General features: G+C 51.7%; 24 protein-coding genes and 8 pseudogenes. 17 read left to right on the top strand and 15 right to left on the bottom strand.

The genetic code is table 11. The annotated features are described in order from the left end of the window. Positions 1-2 precede the first annotated feature (2 nt). From JZM30_RS02635 to JZM30_RS02605, 7 genes and pseudogenes are all read left to right on the top strand, one after another. Entirely contained in the window at positions 3-449 is a 447-nt protein-coding gene (locus tag JZM30_RS02635; protein WP_252317474.1) for a gp436 family protein, read from the top strand. Beyond that, positions 449-916: pseudogene (locus tag JZM30_RS02630) on the top strand (Gp37 family protein). Before JZM30_RS02635 ends, JZM30_RS02630 begins: the two are co-directional and overlap by 1 nt. Further along, on the top strand, positions 910-1,137 hold the full coding sequence (locus JZM30_RS02625; RefSeq protein ID WP_252317973.1) for a hypothetical protein: 228 nt from the start codon (positions 910-912) through the stop codon (positions 1,135-1,137). The pseudogene JZM30_RS02630 and the gene JZM30_RS02625 overlap by 7 nt, the downstream one beginning before the upstream one ends. Further along, positions 1,127-2,531: pseudogene (locus JZM30_RS02620) on the top strand (phage tail sheath subtilisin-like domain-containing protein). The gene JZM30_RS02625 and the pseudogene JZM30_RS02620 overlap by 11 nt, the downstream one beginning before the upstream one ends. Further along, positions 2,531-3,055, top strand: a pseudogene (locus tag JZM30_RS02615) (phage major tail tube protein). Before JZM30_RS02620 ends, JZM30_RS02615 begins: the two co-directional pseudogenes overlap by 1 nt. An 11-nt stretch (positions 3,056-3,066) precedes the next feature. Further along, the gene (locus JZM30_RS02610) at positions 3,067-3,267 is read left to right on the top strand and encodes a hypothetical protein (RefSeq protein ID WP_252317473.1); all 201 of its coding nucleotides are present in this window, start codon (positions 3,067-3,069) and stop codon (positions 3,265-3,267) included. 142 nt (positions 3,268-3,409) lie between these two features. After that, positions 3,410-3,727, top strand: coding sequence for a phage tail assembly protein (locus tag JZM30_RS02605; RefSeq protein WP_252317472.1), 318 nt, complete (start codon positions 3,410-3,412; stop codon positions 3,725-3,727). Positions 3,728-3,804: 77 nt separating this feature from the next. Here JZM30_RS02605 and JZM30_RS02600 read toward each other — a convergent pair whose 3' ends face one another. Further along, positions 3,805-4,056 carry a hypothetical protein gene (locus JZM30_RS02600; protein WP_252317471.1) on the bottom strand — a complete coding sequence of 84 codons (252 nt, stop codon included), beginning with the start codon at positions 4,054-4,056 and terminating at the stop codon, positions 3,805-3,807. A gap of 42 nt (positions 4,057-4,098) precedes the next feature. Between JZM30_RS02600 and JZM30_RS02595 the strand changes: the two are divergent. The 10 genes and pseudogenes from JZM30_RS02595 to JZM30_RS23775 form a co-directional block, all read left to right on the top strand. After that, positions 4,099-6,098: pseudogene (locus JZM30_RS02595) on the top strand (phage tail tape measure protein); the annotation flags it as partial. A gap of 389 nt (positions 6,099-6,487) precedes the next feature. Next, positions 6,488-6,745, top strand: coding sequence for a hypothetical protein (locus JZM30_RS24555; protein WP_438801461.1), 258 nt, complete (start codon positions 6,488-6,490; stop codon positions 6,743-6,745). Next, entirely contained in the window at positions 6,745-7,632 is an 888-nt protein-coding gene (locus tag JZM30_RS02590; protein ID WP_252317470.1) for a phage tail protein, read from the top strand. The genes JZM30_RS24555 and JZM30_RS02590 overlap by 1 nt, the downstream gene beginning before the upstream one ends. Continuing rightward, positions 7,629-7,844: a tail protein X gene (locus JZM30_RS02585; protein ID WP_252317469.1), complete on the top strand. Its 216-nt coding sequence runs from the start codon at positions 7,629-7,631 to the stop codon at positions 7,842-7,844. The genes JZM30_RS02590 and JZM30_RS02585 overlap by 4 nt, the downstream gene beginning before the upstream one ends. Further along, a complete protein-coding gene (locus JZM30_RS02580; protein WP_252317468.1) occupies positions 7,832-8,983 on the top strand; it encodes a phage late control D family protein in 1,152 nt (383 codons plus the stop codon). Before JZM30_RS02585 ends, JZM30_RS02580 begins: the two co-directional genes overlap by 13 nt. Continuing rightward, positions 8,980-9,573 (top strand): annotated as a pseudogene (locus tag JZM30_RS02575) (phage baseplate assembly protein V). Before JZM30_RS02580 ends, JZM30_RS02575 begins: the two are co-directional and overlap by 4 nt. Before the next feature lie 59 nt (positions 9,574-9,632). Then, a complete protein-coding gene (locus tag JZM30_RS02570; protein WP_252317467.1) occupies positions 9,633-9,980 on the top strand; it encodes a GPW/gp25 family protein in 348 nt (115 codons plus the stop codon). Next, positions 9,971-11,076, top strand: a pseudogene (locus JZM30_RS02565) (baseplate assembly protein). Before JZM30_RS02570 ends, JZM30_RS02565 begins: the two are co-directional and overlap by 10 nt. Next, a pseudogene (locus JZM30_RS02560) lies at positions 11,069-11,631 on the top strand (phage tail protein). The pseudogenes JZM30_RS02565 and JZM30_RS02560 overlap by 8 nt, the downstream one beginning before the upstream one ends. Continuing rightward, entirely contained in the window at positions 11,628-13,034 is a 1,407-nt protein-coding gene (locus tag JZM30_RS23775; protein WP_308167110.1) for a phage tail fiber protein, read from the top strand. Before JZM30_RS02560 ends, JZM30_RS23775 begins: the two are co-directional and overlap by 4 nt. 154 nt (positions 13,035-13,188) lie before the next feature. Here the strand turns inward: JZM30_RS23775 and JZM30_RS02550 are convergent, their stop codons facing one another. The 14 genes and pseudogenes from JZM30_RS02550 to JZM30_RS02485 form a co-directional block, all read right to left on the bottom strand. Next, a complete protein-coding gene (locus JZM30_RS02550; protein ID WP_252317466.1) occupies positions 13,189-13,992 on the bottom strand; it encodes a hypothetical protein in 804 nt (267 codons plus the stop codon). Next, positions 13,982-14,707: an ABC transporter ATP-binding protein gene (locus JZM30_RS02545; protein ID WP_252317465.1), complete on the bottom strand. Its 726-nt coding sequence runs from the start codon at positions 14,705-14,707 to the stop codon at positions 13,982-13,984. The genes JZM30_RS02550 and JZM30_RS02545 overlap by 11 nt, the downstream gene beginning before the upstream one ends. Beyond that, on the bottom strand, positions 14,707-14,937 hold the full coding sequence (locus JZM30_RS02540; RefSeq protein ID WP_252317464.1) for a hypothetical protein: 231 nt from the start codon (positions 14,935-14,937) through the stop codon (positions 14,707-14,709). Before JZM30_RS02540 ends, JZM30_RS02545 begins: the two co-directional genes overlap by 1 nt. A 9-nt stretch (positions 14,938-14,946) precedes the next feature. Then, positions 14,947-16,668: a vWA domain-containing protein gene (locus tag JZM30_RS02535; RefSeq protein WP_252317463.1), complete on the bottom strand. Its 1,722-nt coding sequence runs from the start codon at positions 16,666-16,668 to the stop codon at positions 14,947-14,949. Positions 16,669-16,931: 263 nt separating this feature from the next. Beyond that, the gene (locus JZM30_RS02530) at positions 16,932-17,687 is read right to left on the bottom strand and encodes a hypothetical protein (RefSeq protein WP_252317462.1); all 756 of its coding nucleotides are present in this window, start codon (positions 17,685-17,687) and stop codon (positions 16,932-16,934) included. Continuing rightward, a pseudogene (locus JZM30_RS02525) lies at positions 17,681-18,146 on the bottom strand (virulence factor SrfC family protein). The gene JZM30_RS02530 and the pseudogene JZM30_RS02525 overlap by 7 nt, the downstream one beginning before the upstream one ends. A gap of 293 nt (positions 18,147-18,439) precedes the next feature. Further along, the gene (locus JZM30_RS02520) at positions 18,440-18,976 is read right to left on the bottom strand and encodes a virulence factor SrfC family protein (protein ID WP_252317461.1); all 537 of its coding nucleotides are present in this window, start codon (positions 18,974-18,976) and stop codon (positions 18,440-18,442) included. A 12-nt stretch (positions 18,977-18,988) separates the two neighbouring features. Then, on the bottom strand, positions 18,989-20,386 hold the full coding sequence (locus JZM30_RS02515) for a virulence factor SrfC family protein (protein ID WP_252317460.1): 1,398 nt from the start codon (positions 20,384-20,386) through the stop codon (positions 18,989-18,991). Further along, the gene (locus JZM30_RS02510) at positions 20,386-20,781 is read right to left on the bottom strand and encodes a virulence factor SrfB (protein ID WP_252317972.1); all 396 of its coding nucleotides are present in this window, start codon (positions 20,779-20,781) and stop codon (positions 20,386-20,388) included. The genes JZM30_RS02515 and JZM30_RS02510 overlap by 1 nt, the downstream gene beginning before the upstream one ends. Continuing rightward, positions 20,693-23,455 carry a virulence factor SrfB gene (locus JZM30_RS02505; RefSeq protein ID WP_252317459.1) on the bottom strand — a complete coding sequence of 921 codons (2,763 nt, stop codon included), beginning with the start codon at positions 23,453-23,455 and terminating at the stop codon, positions 20,693-20,695. The genes JZM30_RS02510 and JZM30_RS02505 overlap by 89 nt, the downstream gene beginning before the upstream one ends. 234 nt (positions 23,456-23,689) lie before the next feature. Beyond that, positions 23,690-23,953, bottom strand: a complete 264-nt coding sequence (locus JZM30_RS02500; RefSeq protein ID WP_252317458.1) for a hypothetical protein — start codon at positions 23,951-23,953, stop codon at positions 23,690-23,692. A gap of 63 nt (positions 23,954-24,016) precedes the next feature. Beyond that, complete coding sequence (locus JZM30_RS02495; RefSeq protein ID WP_252317457.1) at positions 24,017-24,814, bottom strand: SrfA family protein; 798 nt, start codon at positions 24,812-24,814, stop codon at positions 24,017-24,019. 139 nt (positions 24,815-24,953) lie between these two features. Then, positions 24,954-25,538 carry a hypothetical protein gene (locus JZM30_RS02490; protein ID WP_252317456.1) on the bottom strand — a complete coding sequence of 195 codons (585 nt, stop codon included), beginning with the start codon at positions 25,536-25,538 and terminating at the stop codon, positions 24,954-24,956. Between the two features lie 33 nt (positions 25,539-25,571). Further along, entirely contained in the window at positions 25,572-26,120 is a 549-nt protein-coding gene (locus JZM30_RS02485; protein WP_252317455.1) for a hypothetical protein, read from the bottom strand. Positions 26,121-26,157 lie beyond the last annotated feature (37 nt).

Genomic DNA, 26,157 nt, shown 5'->3' with positions numbered 1-26,157 from the left:
CCATGTACTGCACGTTGGCGGATTTACTTGAACAGGTGCCGGAGTCCACGCTGATCCAGTTGACTAATGAAACGGTTGACTTTGATGCGCCACCACCGGTTAACACCACGGTAGTGGACAGTTGCATCCGCTACGCCGATGAGCTGATAGACGCCCATCTGCGTGGGCGTTACACCCTGCCGCTGGCTGAAATCCCCACCGTGCTGCGTGACATTGCGGTCACGTTAACCCGTTACCGGTTGTGTGCCCGTCGCCCGGAAGGGGCGATGCCGGATACGGTAAAAGACGACAACAAAGTGGCCACGCGTCAACTGGTGGATATTCGTGATGCGAAGCTGACACTGGCCTTACCGTCAACCAGTCAGGATATCCCCGAGTCCGGCGAGTTTCGGGTACGGGCGCGTCGCTCAACCTTTGGCGGTCATGACGGCATGTTGGAGAAATACTGATGGACGTCAATCCGGTTATCGAGGCAGTGGTTGCTCGTCTGAAAGAAAAGCTTCCCCAGCTATAGATTGAGTATTTTCCGGAGAATCCCGCCGATTTCCGCCTCAATCATCCCGTGGAGGCGATTCTGGTGAGTTACGCTGGTTCTCGCTTTGGCAAGCCGGAGGATATCGGCGCAGTGATGCAGTCCCACACCCTCACCCTGAATACAACTGTCGTTTTCCGTAAGTTAAACGGGCGTCAAGGTGCGGTGGCGGTGCTGGATATCGTGCGTCGGGTGCTGTGTGGCTACAAACCGCCGAATTGTCGCCGCAAAATCTGGCTGGTGCGTGATGTGTTCCTAGGCAATGTCGGCGGGCTGTGGCAGTACGCGCTGGATTTCGCTACCGAATCCGTCCAGATGGAAGGCACCGATTTGCCCGATGGGCCGTTACTGACCCTGGTCAATTATGAGGAAAGCGAATCATGAAATACCGTTATACCGACCCATCCAGCGGCGTCACGCTGGCTGACGGCACTGAGGTGCTATTGTGGCCAGACAGCGTCGTCTCCCTCCCGGAGACACACGACTACGTCAAAACGCTGGTCGCGTTGCAGCATTTACACGCCGAGCCGGATGTCACCACCGTATCCGCCTCCCGCCGTAAAAATACCGTTAAAGAGAAAACGGAGGTGAACAGTGGCAGTTAACTATTTACACGGCGTCGAAACCACGGAAGTGGAAAACGGCGCACGTCTGGTGAAAACCGTAAAATCCGCCGTTATCGGTCTGATCGGCACTGCACCCACAGGGCCGGTCAATACCGTCACGCTGTGCCTGTCAGAGAAAGATGCGGCACAGTTCGGCAGTCAGTACAGCGGTTTCACCATTCCGCAGGCGCTGGATGCGATTTACGACCACGGCGCGGGAACGGTGCTGGTGATTAATGTGCTCGACCCGGACGTGCATAAAACCCATGTCGATAGTGTCAGCGTAACGTTTGCCGCTGCGACAGGAAAAGCGCAACTGGCACAGCGGGCGGTGGTTAATCTGGTGTTACGTCAGTCGCTGGAAACCACGCCGTATATTAATGGCACGGACTACCAACTCGATGCGCAAACCGGTGTCATTACCCGGCTGAACAGCAACATCCCGACCGATGACGCGGTACAGGCCAGCTACGATTATGCCGACCCAACTAAAGTGACGGCGGCAGAGATTATTGGTGCGCCCAACGCAGCTGGAAACCGTACCGGCATGAAGCTGCTGCACGATACCTATAACCAGTTCGGCTTCTTTGCCAAAATCCTCATTGCGCCGGTGTTCTGTACCCAGAACAGCGTCAGCGTGGAGCTGATTGCGCTGGCTGACAAACTGGATGCCATCACCTATATCGATGCGCCGATTGGTACCACGTTTGCGCAGGTGCTGGCAGGTCGTGGGCCAACTGGCAGCATCAACTTCAATACCAGTTCAGACCGTGTGCGGTTGTGCTATCCGCACGTCAAGGTCTATGACACACAAACCAACAGCGAACGGCTGGAGCCGCTGTCGCAGCGTGCAGCAGGATTACGTGCCAAAGTCGACCTGGAGCGAGGTTTCTGGTGGTCGTCTTCCAATCAGGAACTGATGGGCATTACCGGCGTTGAGCGTTAGCTATCGGCGATGATCGACGACCCGAACAGTGAAGTGAACCTACTGAACGAACAAGGCATTACCACCGTGTTCAACAGCTACGGCTCTGGGTTGGGCGTGGCCAACCGTTACCCATATGCGTAACTTTGAGAACGTGCGCCGCACTGGCGATGTGATCAATGAATCCATTCGCTACTTTAGCCTGCAATATAACGGTATGCCGATCACTCAGGCACTGATCGACACGCTGACCGAGTCGGTGAACGGCTATGGGCGTAAGCTGATTGGCGACGGTGCGCTGTTGGGTTTCAAATGCTGGTATGACCCGGCACGTAATGAAGAAGCGGAGCTGGCAGCGGGCCACCTGTTGCTAAGCTACAAATACACGCCGCCACCGCCGTTAGAGCGGTTGACGTTCGAGACGGAGATCACCTCCGAATATCTGGTCACATTGGAGGACAATAGCTGATGGCCGGGAAAATTGAAGTAAACCGCATCACCAACGCCAATATCTACATTGACGGGGTGAACCTACTGGGGCGTACTTAAGAAGTAAAGTTGCCAGATGTCAGCATGGTTATGCAAGAGCATAAGGCGCTGGGGATGGTGGGCAAAGTTGAACTGCCTGCCGGGTTCGACAAACTGGAAGGCGAAATCAAGTGGGATTCGTTTTACCGTGACGCGATGCTCGGCGCAGCGAACCCGTACAAGACGCTGGCGTTGCAGTGCCGATCCAGCGTAGAGCGCTACAGTTCGCAGGGACGCATTGATGAAATCCCCTTGGTGACGTATATGACCATCATGTTCAAGAAGAACCCGCTGGGAACTTTCAAGCAGCATGAGAACGCCGAGTTCTCCAGTAGCTTCACTTGCTCTTATCTGAAGCAGGTACTTGACGGCGAAGAGCTGCTAGAGCTGGATTATCTGGCCAACATCTTCCGCATGGGTGGCATTGACCAACTGACGGACTATCGCATGAATATCGGGGGCTAAGAAGAAATAGCATGAGTGAGAAAATAGTATTACGTGCAGATCAGATTAAGGCGCCGGCTGAGTTTGCGGAGTCGGAAGGCCAGCCTGCTTACACCATCACCCACGGCACCATTCCCGCTTTTGAAGCCTATGATGGCACGATGGTGTCGGAGTATAGCGGGCTGATTGCCTATTCCGAGTCTGAGCAGCATGGCGTGCTGCAACTGAACTAAGCAACCGCTGTATTTTTTCTCTATAAAGGAGGGATAGGTTTCCCTCTTTTTTTCGTTAACTGCCATTAATATTGATTTTCCGCACCCCACGCCATAATGCCCTTGAACGCTAATTCGCATTAATTGCTTTAGGAGCATAACTATGTCTGAAACTTTTCCATTATCGATCCCCTATAGCACTGCCGCAGGCGTCAAACTTGAATCCCTGTCCCTACGGCGTCTGCAGGTCAAAGACCTGAAAGTCGTGCGCAAAATCAGTGATAAAGCTGAAGATTGGGATGACTTGCTGATTGCCCGCGCCAGTGGCCTGCCGCCTGAAGATTTGGATGGGATGGATTTAGCCGACTATCTGGCATTGCAAAAACGATTTCAGTACCTTACAGGGGTGGTTACGTCATCCGAAAACGCTGATTCAGGCGCAGGCGCTGCTGGCGAGGTGGTTTCGGTTTCAGCCAAGTGAGTTGAATGAGTTGGATCTGGATGAGTTTGAAGGCTGGCTGGAAATAGCCAGCGAACAGATTAAGCGTGAGAATGGCGTTAGCGACTAATCAGGGCACCGACACCCGCAAATAGCGCGGCGAGGAGATAGACGGCGGGTTGCAGGAGAAACGCGGCCAGTGCCGGGGCCAGCAATAATAATGCCGCACCGCCGCCAATCATCAGCATCCAGACAAACGGCTCACTACTGCTGTTAACGGTATAGATAATCAGTTTTGCCAGCAGATAAATATATGTCCCGCCAAATACCGTTATCAGTGGTCCTTTACATGCCATCAGCGCATTTTCCATATCCGAATCCCTGTTTCGCATCGTTAAAAGGAATCATAAATCGTGGTCACAGAATTTTCCATAGGTGTGATTATTGGCGGGGCTATATCCGGCGCATTTCGCAGTGCCGTAACGGGAACACGCCGCACGCTGGATTCAATTGGCGAAACCACGCGTCGCCTGCAGGAACGCCAAAATGCGTTAACGCGAGCAACAGAACGTTATGGCCAACTGGGTTCACGCGCCAGTCAGCGATTAAACAGCGACCTACAACGTGTCGGGCGAACAATGGAGCAGCTACAGCGCCAGCAGAATCGACTTGCTGCAGCAGCGGCAACCAGCGATGCGGCACGGGCAAACCGGATGGCGCTCTATGCCAAAGGTGCCGAGACCCATGCCGTAGCCAGAACGGTTGCTTCACCGATTGTAAGTTCGGTGAAGCAATATGCCAGTTTTGAGTCGGGGCTACGAGATATTGCTGTGACGGGCGATCTGGATAAGACGCAAGAGCAGGCTATTGGGATAGCGATTCGACAAGCCGCATTGAAGGTCAACCAGACACAGGAAGCGTTACTGGGCGGCGTTGGGCAATTGGTTGCGGATGGGATGAACCCCGTGGAAGCGGCAAAATTTGCCGGAATGCTGGGTAAAACCGCTACCGCGACGAAGGGCGATATGACTGAACTGGCGAAAATGACGTATGCCTTCAGCTCTGCGCTGCAAATCACTGACCCTAAAGAAATGGAAGAGGCATTTTCAATCGCAGCGACTGGCGCAAAGTTGGGGTCGTTTGAATTAAAAGACATGGCAAAAGCGCTACCAGGACTAGCAAGGTCTTTTGCAGCCAAGGGGGATTGTCGGTAAAGACGCGATTACCCAGATTGTCGCCAGTCTGGAAGTGGCAAAAGGCTCTAGCTCAGCGGAAGAAGCGGTCACCAATATGACCAACTGGCTGGCAGCGATGAACCGTAGCGACACCATTCAGAAGTATGAGAAAGCCGGAATTAACTATAAAGCCTCCATACAGGATTACGTTGCAAAGGGATTCTCGCAATATGAAGCCTCGCTCATGATTGCTAACCGTTTTATTGATGGCAAGGGCAAGGCATTTGCCGAACAATGGCAAAAAGCGGGTGCCAAAGGTGATAAAGAGACACAGCAAAAATTATTTGAATCATTTGGGATGGCAGAAGTTTTTACTGATATTCAGACCGTCCAGCATTTAGTTTCAATGCGTCATGACTGGGGGAAAGTATCAATCTAATAAAAAGGAAATGAATAGCCCTGAATCCCAACAAACGCTGGATAAAGATGCTGCCAAACAGAACGATACGTTAGAGGCACGTTGGCGAAAAAGTCAAATTGCAATGAATGAAGCGGCTATCGGTATCGGTGAATCATTAAAGCCTGCATTGATCTCTCTGGGCGAAACCCTCATCCCTCTTATCGATCAGGCGAGGAAATGGATCGCCGCCAACCAGAAAATTGTGGAAGGTGTGGTAATGGCTGCAGCGGGATTATTGTCCTTTAAAGCGGCGGCTATCGGCACCAAGCTGGGCTTAAATCTTTTGTTATCCCCCGTTGTTGACCTCTGGAAAGGCGCGGTACTGCTGCGCTCCAAATGGCTATTGCTCTGGGCATCATTCGGGGCCGGTGGTCGCGCCCGTCAGCGGCTTAACGTATTGGGTATTTTGTCCCGAGGCGTACTCAACCTGTCCCGTTCTCTGGGAAGCGGGTTGTGGCGCGGCACCCAACTAGCTGGCCGTGGATTGCTGTGGATGGGGAATGGTGTGACGTCCGTAGCTCGGCTCTTTGGCGGTGGGATTCTCAGTGGCATCAGGCTACTGGCTAACGGTGCGGGCTGGCTGGGGCGTATATCGCTGATATTATCCCGAGTGCTGGGCGGTGCATTACTACGCGGCATTACGTTGGTGGGCCGCGCCGTGATGATAATGGGTCGTGCGCTATTGATGAACCTCATCGGGCTACTGGCGACGGGGATCGCCGTTGCAGCCTATCTGGTGTATCGCTATTGGGAGCCTATCAGTAATTGGTTCCGGGCGCGCTGGAATGATATTAAGGCTGCGTTTAGCAGTGGCATCAGCGGCGTAACAAAATTGATTCTGGACTGGTCGCCCATCGGTATTTTTTACAAAGTATTCGCCGAGGTCATGAAATACTTTGGTATTGATATGCCAGGCAAGTTTACCGATTTTGGCGCGAATATTATCAGTGGCCTGGTGAACGGTATTAGAAATGCCTGGGAAGGAGCAAAAAGGTCGTCGGTGAATTAGGCGATAATATTAAGGGCTGGTTTGCAGAGAAATTAGGTATTCATTCCCCCAGTCGGGTATTTGCGTCATTCGGCGATAATATATCGCAGGGGGCTGCGATAGGCATTAGCCGCACCACGCCACTGGCTGCAAAAGCTGGACAACGGTTAGCCGGTGCGTTGCCGCCGGACATTCCCGATATTCCTATTCCGTTACTGAATGCAGATGGCTCGGTTCGTCGCGGCTCAGCCAATAGCGGCACACCCAACGGGCCCAGCAACGGTATCCATGTCACGTTCTCACCGAACATCTATCTCAATGGGCAGAAAACACCGGCTACACCGGAAATCACCAGCGCCCTGAATCTGTCCCTGCACGAACTGGAGAAGATGATGGAACGCATTGTGACGCAACAACAGCGCCGGGGGTATGCCTGATGTTTGCCGTATTGGGTGATATTGAGTTTGAGTTGATTACCTACTGGGACGGTTTTGAATCGACGTTCGGCGTCGATTATGCCGAACACAGCCGTATTGAAGGGAAGCCAGGGCTGCAGTTCGTCGGCGAACAGCTCGATGAGTTCCGCATTAGCCTGGTATTCCACAGCCTGTATTGCACCCCGGATAACGAACTGTCGCGGTTACGTCGCGCGACGCGGGCGCATCAGGCGCTGGCGCTGGTATTCGGCAATGGCGATTATCGCGGCTGGTTCGTAATTACGGCGGTGACGGCTAGCAGCCAGCAGACCGATTCGTCCGGTAACGTGATGGCCATGACGGCGGAAGTGACGTTGCGCGAGTACATCGGCGACCCGAAAAGTTCGCTCAAACCGCCCGCGATTAACAGCGCCATTCCGGAGACGGGCGTTATCACCAGTGCCGTCACCAAACCCAGCGGCCTGGCACAATCGGTACGCGATGCCGTGAATTATACGAAGAAAACGCAGTCTGCTCTCACCACTGCTGCCAGCACGGTACGTGCGGTGCAGCAGAAGATGGTGACTAACCCTATGGTTGCATTAACCCGTATTCCCGGCCTGATGTCGCAGATTGGTGACGTGGCTGCGCCACTGACCGCATCCATTCCGGCGCTGAATGCCGTCAAAGATGCCTTTCCCGATGCGGTGCGGTTAGCTCGTGACACAGGTCAGGCTGCAACGTTCATCGAGTCAGCACGGCAATCGCTGGTAGGCGTTGATAGCCGTAATCTTGCTGCGGCATTGAACACGGTCTCCGGGCAGTTTGATGCCGCAGGCGTGCTGCTGAAAAATAGCTCCCCGGCGCTTAGTAAGATGACATCGGCCATTGTGGCGAGGAAAGCATGAAATACATCGAGCATGTGACGAAAATGGGTGACCGCTGGGACTCGCTGTCTCAGTATTATTATGGTGACCCGCTGGGCTATGACCGGATCATCATGGTGAACCCACATATGGCCGTTACGCCCTCATTACCGTCCGGCATTGTTCTCTTGATCCCAATGATTGAAGAGGATGAAGTCGAAAATGCTGAGGAGGTCGCGCCGTGGCTACGTTAATTCCCCAAACGACTGCGCATTCGGGAACCTCCGAAGTCCTGCAGCCGGTGTTTACCCTGTGGTATCTGAAAAAAGATATCACCAACGATATCGCACCTTACGTCACCCGAGTCAGCTATAGCGACAATATCAAATCGGAGTCGGACACCATTGAGGTTGCACTGGATGACACCGATGGTCGCTGGCTGGATAAGTGGTATCCGGGTAAGGGCGATACGCTGACGTTGAAGCTCGGTTACAGCGGTGAGACGCTGCTGTCCTGCGGCACGTTTTCTATCGATGAGATTGAAGTCAGTGCGCCACCGTCAACGGTATCCATTCGCGGTGTGGCCACGTCGGTCAACACCGCGCTGCGTACCAAATCCAGCCGGGGCTTTGAAAATACCACGCTGGCCGCTATCGCAAGTCGCATAGCTAAAAAGCACAGCCTGAAATTGGTTGGTGGTATTGAATCAATAAAGGTCGATCGCGTCACGCAGTATGCGGAAACCGATGTCGGCTTCCTGAAACGACTGGCCAGCGAGTATGGCTATGCCGTTAAAGTCGTCAGCGACCAGTTGATCTTTTCCCATCTGGGCACCTTACGCCAGCTTGATCCAGTTAAGCAATTATCACCCGCCGACGTCGCCCGTTATTCTCTACGTGACACCATCAACCAGGTCTATAAGTCGGCAAAGCTGAAGCACCAGAAATCCAGCGACAAGAAACTGGTGACATACCATTCCGATGGAAATGCTACGACAGCCACAGTAAAGGAGAGCAGCAAAGCCACCAGTGCGGATACGCTCAAGGTCACCAGTCGATCATCGGACAAAGACAGTGCGCAGCTCAAAGCCGATGCCGCACTGGATTCACATAACGAATATCAGCAGACCGGCTCACTGACGCTAATGGGAATGCCGCAACTCACCGCAGGCAGTAAAATAGAGTTGGTGAAATTTGGTCAACTATCCGGGCAATGGCTTATTACCAGCGCCCGGCATTCGTTTGATCGCAGTAGTGGTTACGTGACCGAACTGGAAGTCGCTCGAGGCCCGGTGACCAATGGCAAGAAAAAGAAAAAAACGCAGACGCTGACGGTTTACAAATCAGATGGCACGACCACTACGACAACGACCGTGAAGGAAAAGAAAAAATGAGCGTATCACGACAGGTAGGCGCCGTCTGCACCATTGACTCGAAGAGCGTTCGCGCCCGTGTTCGCCTGCCTGAATGCGATAATATGCGCACCAACTGGCTTGATGTCCTGCAACACAATATCCAGAACAATAAGGACTACTAGCTGCCCAACGTCGGTAAGCAGGTTGTCGTGCTGCTGGATGAGAATGGTGGGGACGGTGTTATCCTGGGCGCGGTCTATTCGAGCGTCGATAAGCCACCGGTTAACAACCCAGACGCACGCGGTGTTACCTATTCCGACAGTGCCGCGTTTTACTACGACCGTAAGACGCACACATTAACCATAAACGGCGGCATTGAGCATATCGTGATCGCCTGCGGTACGGATGTCACGGTGAAGACACAACGAGCCACCATTGATGCGCCAGAAATGAAAGTCACGGGCAATCTATTAGTAAAAGGTAAGCTGACCTATCAGGGCGGCATGGCTGGTTCAGGCGGTGCTGACTCAGCAGCAACCATTCAGGGCAATGTCAGCGTTCAGGGTGATATTGATGCCAGTGGTAAGGTCATGGACAAGGGCGGCAACTCGAATCATCACTCGCACTAACAGAACGCTTCTTCATCCCCTTTAATAACCAACCATCCCACCGGGGCGATACTGCCCCCATGAATACTCATTCTGTTTACTGGCAACCGGCCCTGCAACACCCTGGCGAACTTGTCGGGGGCGTTGCCGATATCACACAGGCCATTCACATCATTCTGCGCACGCCACGCGGCAGCGATCCGCATCGACCCGAATTTGGTAGCAACCTGCACCTCTACATCGACTACCCGATTGACCGGGCAATTCCGCACGTCGTGCGGGAGACGGTCGAAGCGATCAAACGCTGGGAGCCGCGCTGCAAGCTGCTGGCCGTGAAGCCGCTGATTGATGGTACGCATATGACACTGCGACTGAGTTGGGAAACAACCAGCGGCGCGCTACAGGCTACGGAGGTGCTATGGCGGTAACAACCGAACCGGTCTTTATTGAACGCGATGCGGCAAAGATTACCGCTGAGTTGATTGCAAAATATGAGTAAGGCAGCGGTAAGGCACTGTATACCGCCCAGGCTGAACGTCTGCTGATTGATTTGATGGCCTACCGTGAAATGCTGGTACGCAGTGCGATTCAGGATGCGGCAAAACAGAATCTGGTGCGATATGCTCGTGCGCCGATGCTGGATTACCTCGGCGAACTGGTGGGAACGTATCGTCTCGCGGAATTGGCCGGGCAGACAACGCTGCAGTTTAGCGTCGAAAATGTGTTGTTGACCGATACGTTGATCCCCTCAAGAACCAGCGTCAGCGCATCCGACAGCGTCGTATTTGCGACCGACAGATATGTGATAATGAGGGTTGGCACATTGAGCACAACAGTGGCTGCAACCTGTACGCAGGCTGGGAGCGTTGGCAACGACTGGCAACCGGCGCAAATCAGCACGTTGCTGGATGAAATTGACGATATCGATTTCACGGTAAGGAATCTTACTGCCAGTGCCGGTGGTTCTGATGAAGAAACCGATGACCGGCTGCGCGAACGCATCCAGTTAGCCCCTGAGTCCTTCAGCACAGCAGGCTCAAAATTAGCGTACCGCTATCATGCGTTGAGTGCTCACCCCGATATTGTCGACGTTGCGGTGGTCAGAGCCGAGCCTGGCACCGTTCATTTATATCCGCTGCTGTCCACGGGCCTGTCTGATGACAGTGTGCTGGCGCAAGTAATCAGCGTTTGTTCAGATGAAAAGTCCGGCCACTGACGGATACGGTAGCCGCAAAATCCCCGGTTCCGGTGGAATATTCACTCCATGCCAGGCTGACACTCAAACGCGATGTGCAGGCATTGCCAGTGAAACAGGCGGCACAACAGGCGGCCTTAGGCTGGACAGAACAACGTCGGGCAACACTGGGGCAGGATATAGTCCCCAGTCAAATTAATGCCGCCCTGTTGCTTGATGGGGTTTATAGCGTTGAGCTGCTGTCCCCGGCGTTGATGGCGCTTGATGACTGGCAACTCGCTATCTGTACCGACATCGCAATAACCATTGCCGGTGCGGCTGATGAGTAAAGACCTTCTTCCGCCCTCGTTGGCTTCAGATCTGCGATTTAGCGTGCTGGAGTCATTGCTGGACAGATTCGATGTGCTGCAGGTTGAAGCCGCTATTGTCTATCTGGTCGATATCGTCGACAGCAGCGCTCTGGATGCACTTGCCGAGCAGTTCTCACTGAAGGAAGACGGCTGGCAACTGGCTGAATCTGAAGATGCCCGCCGTGCCATGATCAAATCGGCTATTGAAAGACACCGTTTCAAGGGTACGGAGTGGGCTGTTCGTGACGTTATCCGTAGTCTTGGCTTTGGCAATGTTGAGTTAATCGAACACATCGGACGCCTCAGTTACAACGGTATCCGTAGTTACAACGGCCATATGGTTTACGGCGACCCCAGTAAATGGCCGGTTTACCGCGTTCTGCTACAAATGACCGGGCGCAGATGTTGCGTAACACACTGGAAATGATTGCCCCCGCCCGCTGCCTGTTGGGAAGCCTAGAATATCTGGGGGTGCCTATTCGCTATAACGAAACCGCGTCATATGACGGCAGCTACAACTACGGGAGCGCATGATGGCTAACTTGCCTGAACAAAAAGAGTGGATCGATGGCATTTATCAAATGGAGACGTCCGACCCCGTTATCGGTGGCCCCGGAGGTATTTCAAACCGACAAGCGGAACAGTTGGCCTGGCGCACTGCGTATCTGAAAGAACATCAGGAAAAAGCAGGGGAGGATTTATTATCCCATACTAAAGCGGCTGACCCGCATACACAGTACGCCCCTAAAGCCAGCCCTGAGTTGACCGGAATACCAAAGGTTCCGACCGCAGCCCCTGGCACCAATAATGAGCAGGCTGCCAATACAGCCTACGTAATGGCGGCGATTGCCGCACTGGTCAATGGCTCTCCTGGCGCACTAGATACGTTAAAAGAGTTAGCTGCTGAGCTGGGAAATGACCCCAATTTTTCGACCACGATATTGAATAAGCTGGCGCAAAAACTGGAGAAAGAACAAAACGGCGCAGATATTCCCGACAAAGCAAAATTCATGGACAACGTTGGGTTAAAATCTGCCGCGACACGCGCGGTAGGTTCTGGAGCCAGCGATATTCCTGATATTACAGTCGGTGATGGTCGTTATTTATGGAAAACCGCTACGGCAGTAGCGGCAACAAAATTGGCTGCAGCGAGAAAGATTGCTGGCATCGCCTTTGATGGTACAACTGATATTGCACTGACTCCCGACAACGTAGGCGCATTACCGATTGCAGGTGGTACATTGACGGGCAACCTGATTTCGACGGTAGCGGATGTGTTACGCATGGTTTACGGCGGATATGGCGCTATTCTTCGGCAGGACGGTGGCGGATTTTATATTCTACTGACGAATAAGGATGCGGCCAACGGGGCATTCAATAGTCTGCGTCCACTTCGAATTGATCTGGCTACAGGAAATATTGAGTTTGGTCAAACGGCTAACGCATCTGTGCTTCAGGAAAAAGGTCAGCGCGTCTACAGCCCAAACAATAAACCCTCTGCAGCGGATATCGGCGCATTGCCCGCTGCCGGAACGGCGGCTGCGGCCACTAAACTCGCGACAGCACGAAAAATTAATGGTGTTACGTTTGATGGCACTGCAGACATCAATCTCACCCCACAAAACCTCGGTTTAGTCGGAATTGTAGAAACAGGCTCGGGGACTGGGTACTACTGGCGAAAGTATGCTGATGGGAAGATTGAGATTTTTGCCCGTTTTAGTTCAACGTATGGCGCGGTATCTGATGTCGTTTTCCCGAAAGTTTTCACGGAAATCCCACTTATTTTTGTCAAGGAAAATGGCACCACTGGTGATAACGGCTGGTTGATAAGAGTCAAAAATTTATCAAAAACGGGGTTTACTGTGGGATGGAACGTTTTCAGCGCAACCGGCTCAGGAAGTGCAATGGAGATTTGCTATCACGCCATCGGTAGTTGAGTTAGGTCTAACTATTTAACCCCCCGGATGGTGTTGGCGCGACATGATTTTGTAATTCTTTTTCAGTATGTCAAATACTAAACTTATCAATTTATCGCGCAGGATGTGCCGCATTTATCGCGCGGCGCATCACCTAGCACTCGGTTGATGCTTTTTACATTTTTAATATCAGCCAAACGGCTTGATGTTTCGATGCGTTGTGCCCTGAGATCGCGCTCAAGGCTGGCCACCTGGTCAATGTCTTTGGCGTACAGCCTGGCTCTGGCATAGAGAGGTGGCTTCCCACCGATTTGAGTACCGCTACTGATACCAAGGGGGAGACAGCATAGCCGTCTCGAAAATGCTCAAGCATTATGAGTAATGCTGGCTGAACAAATATTGCCGCGCGGTTGAAATAGGTGGCCGGTAAAATCCCCATGACAGTCAGGTTTTTACGTCCCCATTCCCGGCGCGTGTTCAGCAGTCGGTTTACGCGCAGGTTGACCGTATCTCCGACATTGACTGCCAGTTTGCGCGCTGCCTCTTCTGTTAATACGACATCATTATCGCGATGAAGCTTGAGGTTCCCTAGTAATGGGTCACCTGAAGCGGTGAGGATCACTTCAACATTTTCGATAAAATGGCTGCTGTCTGTTTGCAGATCGGCAAGAGTGTTCAGCGAGCTGGTCTGCCCGATAGCAAAGCCAACATCTGGACGCTGACGAAGCGTTTCTATCCAGGCTTGGTCATAGCTGCCGCTACTCAGCATACGGATATCGAGATTGCGCGGATCGTTGGCCAAATCATCCTGCAACTGGCTGACGATGCCAAAACGTAGGCCAAAACGTAGGCCAAACAGCAGTAGCAGGGGAGCAATGACGGCGATCAGGGAAGAGATGATGCAAAACGAGATAATGCGATCGTACCATAGATCTTGCAGTGTCGGGCGGCTAAGCAATAAGAGCCGATTAAAGGACAAAATAAGTCTCCCCTCGTGCTTGCGTTTGATCTATTGACGTTGGGTCAAAACGAGCGATGAGGCAAGGCAGATCAAAGCGTTGAACCAGTGGCCAGTCGTGGCAAACGACCAGTGCCATCATGCCTTCTTGGCGAACCAGTTCGATAAATAGGCTAAACAGCTGCCGCGCATTGTGGGGATCAAGCGCTGCGGTAGGTTCGTCAGCCAGTACCAGTCTTGGACGATGCACAATTGCGCGGGCAAACGCCGTTCTCTGCCGCTCACCAAATGAAAGCTGCGCTGGATATTTAGCTAACAGTGGCTCCAGTTTTAACGCGTGAACCATTCTGGCCAACATGGCTGCATCGTGGTCTACACCGAGCATTTGGCAGGGCAGCAGAATATTATCGCGTACTGTCAAATAGGGCAGTAGACCGCCGTTCTGTAACACAAATCCGAGTTGGCGTGCACGAATCCCTGCCAACTCCGCTTGTCGCTTGGCTTTAAGCAATGCTGCAACATCAAGCCGCTGACCTTCTTCGTTTAGCTCAAAACGCGTAATGTTGGTGGGATGCAGCAATAGACCTATTGCTTCGAGCAATGCGCTTTTACCGCAGCCGCTTTCACCAGTAATAGCCATCACTTGTCCTGACCGCAACTCAAGCTGCGGCAGGTAAACATGATGCGCTTGAACACCTTCACCACGTGCAATGTGTAAGTTTTCAATATGCAGCATTAGGGCATAATTTCCAACGGTACTGGATAGACACGATCGCGTGGATCGCTGTCTTTGGCGAGTTCAACCCAGCGATCTACATCGGCGTTATATTTTTGGTAGTGGTGCAGTTTGGATGACAGGGTTCGGATAAATTTCTCCTGCGACAGGCCATCCCAGCTTTTCCATGTCTCTTCGTCGAGGTTCAGGACGTCGCTGCGATAGGGGAGGTCAGCGAGACATTCTCCCAATACGCCAAGCTAAGTGATCTTGGTGTTTTCCTGCTGCTTGAGTTGGTTGGGATCGGCCCCCATAGTGGCTGCGACGGTACGTAGGCGCTCAAACATTTTGGTTGGCGAAATGATACCTTCATTTGCAGCTTGTAGAATCTGGTTGACGACATCGCTCAAATCGCTTAGTTGCCCTTTGGTCAACAGCACCCGAACGTCGGTTGTTGGGATGTTCTGCTTGATCAGATCGCGATCGCTGATCCAGGCCTTAAACACCAGCGGTGCTTGCGTGCCATTCTTTTTACCGAGAGAAGCCAACTGCATGGCATGGCCGATCAACGCCGTATCCTGAAGCAGTTTCTGTTCTGGCGTCACTTTTTGACCTTCATCTTTGGCATAGAGCGCACTTCCCACGGCAGGCTCGCCCATGTAGGCTGACTTGACCTGTTCGGTAATGGCTGCTGCCAGGGCATCAACCTGCTGACCAAAAGCATTCAGGTCGCCCGCATTCACGGCTTGGTAAAGGTTGGATTGCGTACTATCAAAGTTGGAGAGATCGTGGTATTGGCTTTCGGCCTTGGCATGATTATCTTTGCCGCTAGGTGTCTTCAGGCGCAAGGTGTAGATAGCAATGCCTCGGTTGCCAGCCTCCAGGCGTAGTTGTTTGGCATCCAGGCCTGTTCCTGAGAGTTTGTTACTGCCATCAATTGCCCCTGCATCGGTGATCAGAACCATATAGCGAACGCCGAACTTGCTCCAGTCAATGTCATCAATCGCTGATTGCACACCGGCATAGGCGTCCTCATCGTATAAAGAACTCGATACCTTGGCCTCTTTCAGATCTGCGACCTTGTTAAGGAAATCCTTGCCATCTTTAACCTGACTGGGGTCGGCATATATTTTGGTTCTGTATTCAAGGCCAGGCACCGCTTTGGTGTTTGAACGGTACGAGATCAAACCAAATTTAACCTGCTCTCCCAGGTTCTCCTGTTTAATCTTGTCATAGATCTTGTTCACCGCTTCCTTGGTGCGCTCAATGTAAGGGCCCATCGAAATCGTGGAGTCGATGACTAATAATACCGTGGCATTGACCCCTTTGAGTTGGTTTACATCTTCTACCTGTTTGGCGTTGGGATCCTCCTTGCTGACCGACGCGACGTTTAGCAGACGCGTGTAGAAACCCTCTTCAGTCATGACTTCTTCGCCGCTCAAGATGGGCAGCAGGTAAAACTGCTTTTGCAAATCAACAAAAAACTCAGGTTCCTGAGCTTGCACGCCTTCTGCCTGGCCTTCTCGTTTGAGTTTGGCACGCAGTGGTGCTACCAGTGACACGGGATCTGGTGCGGCAAGAATATCATCCAGATTTTTTCTCTCTTTGAAAAACAGCAGACGATCACGGTTGGCGTGATTAGTGAACGCCAGAGCCAACTGCATTTTCCAGTCAACGGTACAAGATTTCGGTAACCACCCGATCGTTTTCCCATAGCTATCTGGCCCAACTTTGACCCAGCTTTCTCCATTGGCGTCGGCCTTTTGGTAAACATAAAGGCTACTGAAAGCGGGTTGTAACTGCCCTTTATCATCCCCGGCAGTTTTGCCCAGTTTGCAGCCTGGCGTGGTGAGTACCCGCTGATATAAGGTTTTTTTTCCTTCTTGCAGTAGCGGCTTGTTGCTCTCAGCTGCAAGCGCGTGGCCAGCGAGAAACAGCCCGTACAAAGGCAAAATTAACCGTAGAATTGGAAAATTTATCATTTTCTCAACTCCTCAAGACGCTGTTTGGCCTTTTGGTTATGCAGAGCCGTTTCGTACCAATAAACCGCCGTGTCTCGATCGGCTTCTTTAAGGCATTCGATTGGCTTGTGATCTTTCGGATCGTATTCACTGGCGTAAGCGAGTGCGACCTTGCTGTCGCCTCCTTGGGCTCGGTTGGAATACAGACGCTGTGCAACACCGCATTTATTCGCGTTTTTTGCCGCCTGGACAATTTCCAGTAACTTGTCGCTATCGAGTTTTTGCTACACACAACTTTGTACGAAATAGAGCTCTTTCTGACTATTCAGATTAGCGGGTGAGCAATCGTTGGCGGCGGGTTTATCTGGCGGAGTCGTCGATGAAGCCGCTACCGCTGGGGATTCTTGTTGTGTGTCTGCTGCTTTGGGGGTACTGGTTGTCGTATCCCGTCCCAGAAACCACCAGAGTGCCACAACAGCAAGCAGCAGCACAACCAGTGCGGCAGCTAGCATTGGCACCAGTGACGGCTGGCTGTTGCGCTTGAGATCTGCCGTGGCTGAAAGTGGCGGTAGCGGTGCTTGTTCGGGCTCGATCGCAGACAAGGGCATCGGTTCGGGGGCGAGGGCCTCGGCGGTTTCTGGTTCCGGCGTGCTCAATACGCTACTGCTACTGTAATCACCGGTTTGGCCACGCGCACCGGATGAGGGCAGATCGTCTCGTACCAATTGTAGTGTGGTATTGCGTGTTTCGCCCGAGGCCAACTTGACTTGAATTTGTACCTGGCTCGCATTCGCCAGCAGTGGGTCAAGCAAGGTTGGGCCAATGCGAAAACCATTACCGCTTAGCAAAGGATAGCCGCCATCGATGGTAAACCAGTGTTGAGCTGGACTCCAGTTACCGTCAGGTTGGAGGTAGTTTTGCTCATTGTTGCAAATGATAAACGTCAGGCTGGTCAGCAATGCTTGCTCGCCGCGCAGGCGGACCATCAGTTGTGCTGTACCCGGCTCTGCCGGTTGGCAGGCGATGATTTTAGCTAGCATGGCATGTTCTCTTGTTTCAATTTGGCGATGATTTGACCGAGTTGCCGGTTATTTTCGGCAGAAATATCGCGAGTGGCGCTATGGCCTGCATTATCCAGAATGATGGTCATCAGTGCTGAAAACCAATAACCCAGGTAGGAGACCCCTGGTTGCGGTGCTATCGTTGGCAGTTGCGGTAGTTCATCGCTGGCAAGCTGGGTTTTGTGGGCAAACACTTTATCTTTGTTACCAATATATCTACTAGGAACCTGTTCTTCAGGCAACGAGAGATAGCCAAACCAGGCAATAAACACGCATCACCAATTGGGCCCGCAGCACTTGACGTGCCATTAAGTGCTCACGGCGCGTGCCCGCTTGCTCTTGACCTGCCAGCGCGAACTTTAATGTACCTTCGAGATCCTGGCGAGTGGCTGCGGTTATCAGTTCTTCGCTCAGCAAGTTAATCAACTCGCTGCTCATACCGAGCTAATGCCATTGGGTGGTTTGTTGTGGTAGTTCTCTTAAGTGAGCTACCCAGGCTTTGAATGCTTGATGAGCGAACTCATCATCTTGCCCTATCCTTTGGCGTTGGTTCAACGACGGCCACCGGCTCATCAATCGGGAAGGCAGTAAAGGGATCGTTTGCGAATGGATTGTCGGCAAATGGATTGTCAGCAAACGGGTTGCTCGAAAACCCATTCTGAGGGCGTTCGTCGCTGGCTTCTTGTGGCCCTTGATCTTGGTCGCGGATGCTCAGATAGATGTTGTTCAGTTCATGGGGGGGGGAGATCTAAACGGTTAATCATTTCTCCCATGCTTAGTGGGCAAGCTGACAATCCCTGCCACAAGGTTTTGGCAATGGCTTTTTTCTGGGCTTGTTGACCGTCACCGTCATGTTCGTACCAGCGACCAAGCCGTTGATCACCGGTTTCATGACGACATGTCTGTAATTGTTGGCGCAGACGCTGTAGCTTAAAGTCCAGATGGGCGACTCCACGCAGTGCCTGGGTCAGGCGGGACATACCCCCATCGTTGAGTGTGAGCATTGCCTGCCATGCGGCTTTTGGTTCAGCGACGTGCTCAATCACATTTTTCCCATTGATAAACGCGTTGCACATCGTGTCGAGCACCGCATGATAGCGTTCAGTCAGCGCTACTTCCTTAAGTGTTTCTTTACCCGCTTCCTTTTCAAGGACAAGGAGGGGGTTACCGATCCCTGGTTTACGGACAAGGAAGCAGTTGTTGAATGCTTGGTTTGGCGCCCATTGTTGTAGCCAGTCATATTGTGCGAAGCGTTCAAGCAGTGTCATGTGCAGCATACCTTACCAGCCCTCTTTTAATTGGCTTTCAGTATGTTGCAGACTGTTGTTGATGCGCATATCACACATGGTGATGGCCCAGAATAATCCCGGCTTGCTTTTACCACGCTCTGCTGCACTCTTTCCTTGGGTTTTTTCCACCCAACGATTCAACACCGGGCCGACATCGGCAACGTCGCTTTGCTTGGCTGAACTGGCGCACACGACCAGTGCGTTCATTTCTTGGTTATCGGTGTAACGCTCGAAAAGATAAGCCACCTTGCCGCGTAGCAGTAGCTGGGATATCGGGTTGTGGCCATCCCGGCCCGCATCTTCGATCGACGTTATTTTGAGGCGACCGCGATAACCGGGAAAGTCGAGTAAATCGACGTGATTCATGATGCTTTCACTGGCGACTTCCGCCAAAGGGAAGATCAGCTCTGTGGTTAACGCCGCTAACTCGGCTTGTAACAAACTGGCACTACTGATCTGCTGATTCTCATCCCAGAAGCGGATCTCGACGTTACTATCTTGGTGTGAACCAAGGCGATTGAGGCTATCGACATTCATGATGCTGCCGTTGCTTTGATCGATCAGCGTCTCCAGTGGTGCAAAAACCATCCGAGCATGATTAAGCTTGTCTAACACCGCCGCTAATGATCGATAAGTTTCAGTCAGTGCAGGCAGTTCGCCCCACAGTAGTGAGAACAGTTTTGCGCGTTCGCCTGAGCTGAGCATCGGTGCGATTTTCAGCACCTGTGGCCAATAGGCATGCTCAAGTTTTTCCACTGATTTTTTAAACGAAGCGTTGAGATAGTCCCATAATGCAACGACATCTTCGCTGCTGACGCCATTGTGTGTTTTGCTTTGTTCAGCACGCTGCAAGAAGGGGCGTAGGTGTTCTTCAATGCGATTCTCATCGAGCTGGTAGCTTAATTGCTCATGGTTAAAGTCGTTAAACCAGGCATTAGCCAGGATTTTAGCCAGATCAATTTCGCTAAACAGGCGCAACGGTACGGGATAGCCGACTGGGGAAGAGGGTATTTGTTTGGTAAAGCGGGTAACCAATCCGGTAGCTTCTTTACCTCCCCCGACGGGATTGACTTCTTTAATGAAGTCTACCTGCCGATTACCGTATGTTGCTTCCAGCATGCCATTGTTGCCTGCTGCTAACGCTGATATCAGGTATGATTTTCCTGCTTGTGAGATGCCAAAAAAACCCACTGTCATCGGTGTGGTGGCCACTTGGGTAAGGCTATTGGCCTGGTTGCATGTGCGCAACAGGCTTAACGTGAGCTTGTCGGCCTCGTTATCCAACCGGCGGGAGTTTGACCGCACGGCTTCTACCCAACCCAATGCCTCTTTACAACCCTGGGCAATAGCTGACCAACCTTGAGTTAGGGATTGCTGTTCATTAATCATTATTTTTTTACACTCCCGCTATCAAGCCAGTGTCGGCTGTCTATGAGCCCGGTCTCGGGCATAGTATTGAGTTCCAGTTCTACATCTCGTTTGCTAAACGTTTTGTCGGTGTTACTGCTCACTTCTAGGACCGTCAGGCGATCGCTGATCAATCTCAACTTGCGAGCGCGGTTTCCTTTATCAATTGTCAGTCGCACTTTTAGATAGGGTGAACCGTTATCTGTGGAGGTCGCTGAAGAGAATTTTTTACGACCTTCTTCACTAAAACGCAGGGTGTAAAGCGGTGCTGCAGACCAGCGTTCGGCGTCAAACTGGCGATAACCTAGTCGCAGGTCGCCGCGCATAATGATGCTTTGCGTTGTCTCCTCCCCATCTTCGCCGATGATTTTGGGCAGTGTGATCTGGCCGTTCTCCGAGTCGATATGACGATAGATAATCTCGGCATCGTGGATCAAGGTTATCCATATCGATGGTGCCGATGTGACGAATCGTCGAATAGGGCTTCAGCGCCGAGGTGCGGAAATGGAAGTTAGGAATACTGTGATTGGCGCACAGCTGAGACAGCATGGCACCGACTGAAGCGGTACTCTTGGGATCGTCGATATGGCCATTTTTGTGGAATGGATACCAGGTTCCTGTCTGATAGCCATGCAACGGCAATATCCGTCCGGGTGGGAGCGGCAGATTACGGCGGATAATGGCTTGAATACCCGGCAATTGTGAAGGCCGACCCGTGAGCAGCAACAGATCGCAATGATAGTAGGACAACACTTCACACAATGCGGTAAGAACCTTACCTATGTTGAACTCGCCCGCACAAAAATCATTGTGCAGCTTCACCAATGGCAGATTGAGCTTGATCTCTGCCAGTTTGAAATCATTGGTGCCACCCGCTTTTTGTACTTCGCGGCGAACAAATCCCTCCACCTCGTCACTGATGCTGCCAGTAGGGAGCAACTCACCCACGCGTTTGTTAATCACGCGATGAGTTTGTTCATCCAGAGGATCGTATTGCTCGTAACTTCTCAGAATATACAGAGCCAACGGTACGAACAGTTGTAGACTAAGCTGCTGGCGCAGAACGGCTTCTGATGCGCTGATGTTTTGAGAACCACACAATTGAGACATCAGTGTTTCGACGGAGACAACACCCGCTTCTCGGAGCGCTTGCTCGAAGGCAGGCTGAAGGTAGGATTGAATCACATCAAGCAGTATGTCATCGCCTGCGATTTTGAAGCTGTCACGAAAGCGCTGTTGGGAGATGATATGTGCATTAGCGCCACCGCCGACCAGACCATTATGATCCAAACGATAATCGGTAATCACCAAATCCGTGGTGCCGTCGCCAATGTCGATCGAAGCGATCGGGATCGTTTCTCGTTCTTTGCGATCGGGCCGACCAAGCGTATTAAAGAACACCTCTGAGTGGCCAGCGAAGTTCTGATTAATCTCGGTATACAGATACACAAGTTGAGCACATGGGGCTTCGTCCCACTCTACCCGGATTTTGGGCAGAGGGACCTTGATGTTCGCGTGGTCGGGCGATTCTTGTTCATCCTGATATGGATCATTCTCGCCGCTGTGCCAGCGCAGGGATTTCCATACCAGGCCAACTGCTTGACGCATACGCTCATCGAGAATACAACGTTCGGCCATTGGTAAGCCCGGTGGAACGGTAAGAATGATATGTCGAAGCTGGCGGGGGATACCAGCATGTCCTTGACGAATACGCTGTTCCGGGCTGTTAATCTGGCTAATGGCTTGGGTTAATACTTCAGACAGCATGAAAGTCATTAGAGCACTGCGTGAATAGCGAGGAGTAAATACCGGAATGCGATCCATCTCGTCTTCAATGGTGTGCTGTGCCTCGCCTCTCTCATCGATCAAATTGGCGAACGGTGCCGCTGTCGCTAATGGATTAGTGTCTTGCACGTAACTACCGTTGAAGCGCCAGCCTTGGCCATAAAATTTCTCATCCCAGAGATAGAGTTTGGGACTGGATAACCCCATAGAGCCTTTACTGCCCCGACGGCGTGCGGCTAAGCGGCTGGCCTCGCCGCCGATACGGGCAATCGTTGGCCATTGAAAGGCATCGTGGCGTCCGCTACGCACTGGGCAGTGGTCTTTGCCGAAAAAGGCTTGCGAGAACTCGATACGACTTTCAAAGGGATCGGTATAGATATGCTCTGGGGTGCTGAGATCGCACAGTTTTAATACGTAATTTTGCATTAAACCTGAACCCGATTGCCCGTGATCCTCAATTAAAATACCGCAATTCCGTGAATTACCAACGTCAAGAACCAAATCGACCGATATCGGTTTGATGGCATTCGTTTCTCTGTTGGCGATCATCCGAAATTGTGGCAATTCAATGTGTGGCGCTGCCTCATTCTGCATCCCTTCTATCGGGATAGACATCAACGACAGCAGGTTGAGATAGTGAGCCACTGGATATTGTTGTGCGAGTTCTTGTTCGCGTTCGTCAATGTCTCGACCTTTGCTGGTTTCTTTAAACACCTCTTTTAGCCAATCGGTTACCCACTCCTGAGTCAGATACCAATTGAGTGCATAGGTGGCGGTGGCCACGGCAAATGTCGCGCCCGAATTAACGTCTTCCTGATTGGGACTGAGATCGGCGGCGGAGTGCTGTTTGGCCATAATGCGAGTATCGATAGCCAGTGTCACACGATGGCTGTGACCGTCCATATCGGGTTTAGCCAGCTTCACAATGCGAAAACGAGCCCAGTTTAGAGGGCCTTCCTGATAGACATTGGGCTGGCTAAAACGAAACAGGGGAAGCGGTAACCAGATGCCATCAAATAGCTTGATACTTTTATCCACCGGAATATCGTATTGGCTTTTGGCCTTCTCTATATTCTCTGCCGTGGGTTGGTAGAAATAGTAATCGCGCTGCTCGTTATGGATCAGTCTGGTGAGTACACCGTTAGCCAATTTGACAAATTCACCAGCAGGCAGGTGTCCGAGGGTTAAACCAAAATACATAAACTGGATTCCGGAGTCGCCGACCAATGTGATTTGACGATCGAAAGAAACAATCTCAGGCAACATAATTTAAATCATCCCTGTTAGATATTGGGTTGAAGCATGCGGATTGGGAAGGATTTTTCCCCATCAGTGCTGCTGATACAATCAGTGCGACCAGAGGCTGGTGACTTACACTCGACGTTTGGAACAATAAAATTTGAGCCGTCACTGCATTTCATCTGCTCTGGATTAGTGATGGTGAGAGTGCCTTGCTGCACACTGCCTTTAGCGGGGCCATTACAGGTCACACCACTTGGATTAACGCACGCTAACGGTACCGTTGCCTTGATCAAAGTTGTATTGCAGTTGGAGCGTGCGGCCTGTAAGCTTATCCTGAATGCCACCGTTAGCACGCCACTGTCCATTGAGAAACTGAGTTGGACCATCGGGTACGGCGGGAGGAAGTGTCAGCGGTTCTCCCTGCGTTGGTATCGCTGGCGGTGCGGTGTTGGGGGTGACCTCAGGTTGCTGCGCTTCACTAGCCTGAGAAGGCGGGGTGCTGGACTGAACAGGGTCTGACATTTCTCTGCATCCGCAGCATCGGCATTGTTCACCGGTTGGTGCTTATCATTGATTGTATTGTTTTTATTCCCCGTTGCTGATGGGGGGTTGTTTGCTCTCTAAAGTCTGGCTTGAAACTATATTGCTTTCACTCGTCAACGTTGACACGCTTTTATCTGAGTGTGCTTGCGTATTCAACGAGGAGGCGCTGTCATTGCGAACATTAACAGCGGTCTTGCCTGATAATCCTGGCAAACCTGGCAGTGAGAGAGATGGGGCGCAACCACGAAGTAAACCCAACAAGAGCGCGAGTAACAGCAGTAACAACAAGAATCCCAGCAACCAACGCCACTTCCAGAACCAGGATCGCTTGATACTTTCTGCCTCGGGATGGGATCCAGTCACGGGTATCGTTGGTTGTTCGGTCTGTTGCGCTGTTGGAGCAGGCGGTGTTTGCACCGGTACCGAATCGGGAGATAACCAGTGCATAGGATTACGTTGTTCGCCGCTCTGGTGGATAAAACCCCAGAAGGTAATAACGAGCACCCCGTCAACCAAATAGACAAAATCGTAATCAGGGAAATACACGACCGATTTTAGTAGCTGAGCGAACACCTTGCGGTCGCCACCGGTTCCGTTTTGGTCTGCATTGAGCAGCTGTTCGCTTAAGGATTGTACGGCTGCTTGGAATTCACTGAATTGATGGCGCGAGGATGCGCGCTCGGTCTCGTTGGCTGTGCTCCAGGGAATGATATCGCCAGGAAAGCTACTGTACCAGTCAGTGCGATCGCCGCCCTGATCGTTTTGTGGGATAGCCAAGTGTCGAGCAAGATCGCGTCCTGCATCAAGACGATAAATAGCTTCGCGTAACTGAAAAGCCATTTTGAATAAGGGATAGCCAGTTTCACCGAGCGCTTTGAAGAGGAGTTATGACCCGTACGTAGCAATGGTCCCTGAATCTAATTTCGTATTTTCTAAACCTTTTGCGGCTGTGAATTAACGAAAGTCATCATGAATATGATTACTCTTTGTTCCCAGTAGCCATCCATGTGAAGCCCCAGCCATAATATTTATCCATAGACTTTCGCGTGCTGAAAAAGCTGTTGAGTCGTTCAACTTTGATATCACCATCGACATTTTTTAATCTGGCGATCGTTGCCACGGGATTGCTGTTACTTCCATTTGCTAACGTGGTACTGATAGGCCGTTGTCCTGGTACATAGAGGGTTATCGTTGCATCAGTGCCTTGCCAATTATTCGTTCCGCCGTAGATAAAGCTGTAAATCAGTACCTCATCAATCTCTTGCCAGTGACTTCCGTTGATAAAAATCCATTCACCATCTTGATCGGCTCCATCTCGCAGATCTTTTTGCAATATTGCATAGGGCGGTGTTTCGTAGTTGCCAAAGAACTTACTGAGCGCTTCTGCTCCCCCAAGCTCCCCGCTTTTAAGGCGAACAAAAGCCGCGATATCGAGATCGATAGGGCGCTGATTTTTGCCTTGTTGCCAGGTCAGATTGACTTTGATTTTTCCAAAATCCTTTTGCTTCGCGAGCTTGATGCTGGGGTTATCTTTGGTCAGTTTGGTATTGGCAGGCTCGGGCACAGGCTCTGGTTGCGTGGCGATAACATGGGCAGGCTACACAATCGGTGCCTTAGTGGCTGTATCATTGTGTGTGTTGCATCTATACCACCAGTAGGCAAGTGCTAACAGTAACAATAAAAGAAGCAAGAGTAGCCAGGTAAGTAAGCGTCGCCACCAAGGTACGACGGTGACAACGGGAAGCGGTTCTACTACTAACGGGATTGCCCAGTTGATTAAGACAGGCTCACCACCCACGTCATAGCAGGCCAGTCCATGAGAATGGGTGAGTAGCTGTTGTAGCGCTTGAGCTGACTGACTATCGCCGTGTACTCTAAGCTGTTCAATCAGGCCGGCCACTATCTCTTGGTATTTCTGGCGTTTACTTTGAACTGTGAGTTGTTCCGCTTCACTTAGCGCTGAGAGTGGTCTTGCAAGCCCCTGGCGCGCTGTCCACCGCTCCAGGTTCCCTTCTGGGCTACGGCGGACCGATGCATAGAGTAGCGCCAAATAGGAGGGGAGATGGCGGTGTATAATAGCAACAGTCTTTTCATAAGTTGCCAGAGTTGAATCATCAATTGCAGCAGCACTTGTTAATCGTTGCATAACATAGCATCGTCGTTGTCAGTGGCACCAGTAATCG

This window comes from Candidatus Symbiopectobacterium endolongispinus, from assembly GCF_018777385.1.
Taxonomy (GTDB): Bacteria; Pseudomonadota; Gammaproteobacteria; order Enterobacterales; family Enterobacteriaceae; genus Symbiopectobacterium; species Symbiopectobacterium endolongispinus.
This window is presented reverse-complemented; position numbering and strand designations above follow the sequence as displayed.

Bases quoted from the DNA above. Each gene is read 5' to 3' on its own strand.
- JZM30_RS02635 (WP_252317474.1), top strand. From the start codon at position 3: ATGTACTGCACGTTGGCGGATTTACTTGAACAGGTGCCGGAGTCCACG.
- JZM30_RS02610 (WP_252317473.1), top strand. From the start codon at position 3,067: ATGAGTGAGAAAATAGTATTACGTGCAGATCAGATTAAGGCGCCGGCT.
- JZM30_RS02605 (WP_252317472.1), top strand. From the start codon at position 3,410: ATGTCTGAAACTTTTCCATTATCGATCCCCTATAGCACTGCCGCAGGC.
- JZM30_RS02600 (WP_252317471.1), bottom strand. From the start codon at position 4,056: ATGGAAAATGCGCTGATGGCATGTAAAGGACCACTGATAACGGTATTT.
- JZM30_RS02590 (WP_252317470.1), top strand. From the start codon at position 6,745: ATGTTTGCCGTATTGGGTGATATTGAGTTTGAGTTGATTACCTACTGG.
- JZM30_RS02585 (WP_252317469.1), top strand. From the start codon at position 7,629: ATGAAATACATCGAGCATGTGACGAAAATGGGTGACCGCTGGGACTCG.
- JZM30_RS02570 (WP_252317467.1), top strand. From the start codon at position 9,633: ATGAATACTCATTCTGTTTACTGGCAACCGGCCCTGCAACACCCTGGC.
- JZM30_RS23775 (WP_308167110.1), top strand. From the start codon at position 11,628: ATGATGGCTAACTTGCCTGAACAAAAAGAGTGGATCGATGGCATTTAT.
- JZM30_RS02545 (WP_252317465.1), bottom strand. From the start codon at position 14,707: ATGCTGCATATTGAAAACTTACACATTGCACGTGGTGAAGGTGTTCAA.
- JZM30_RS02535 (WP_252317463.1), bottom strand. From the start codon at position 16,668: ATGATAAATTTTCCAATTCTACGGTTAATTTTGCCTTTGTACGGGCTG.
- JZM30_RS02530 (WP_252317462.1), bottom strand. From the start codon at position 17,687: ATGCTAGCTAAAATCATCGCCTGCCAACCGGCAGAGCCGGGTACAGCA.
- JZM30_RS02520 (WP_252317461.1), bottom strand. From the start codon at position 18,976: ATGACACTGCTTGAACGCTTCGCACAATATGACTGGCTACAACAATGG.
- JZM30_RS02515 (WP_252317460.1), bottom strand. From the start codon at position 20,386: ATGATTAATGAACAGCAATCCCTAACTCAAGGTTGGTCAGCTATTGCC.
- JZM30_RS02505 (WP_252317459.1), bottom strand. From the start codon at position 23,455: ATGTTGCCTGAGATTGTTTCTTTCGATCGTCAAATCACATTGGTCGGC.
- JZM30_RS02500 (WP_252317458.1), bottom strand. From the start codon at position 23,953: ATGTCAGACCCTGTTCAGTCCAGCACCCCGCCTTCTCAGGCTAGTGAA.
- JZM30_RS02495 (WP_252317457.1), bottom strand. From the start codon at position 24,814: ATGGCTTTTCAGTTACGCGAAGCTATTTATCGTCTTGATGCAGGACGC.
- JZM30_RS02485 (WP_252317455.1), bottom strand. From the start codon at position 26,120: ATGCAACGATTAACAAGTGCTGCTGCAATTGATGATTCAACTCTGGCA.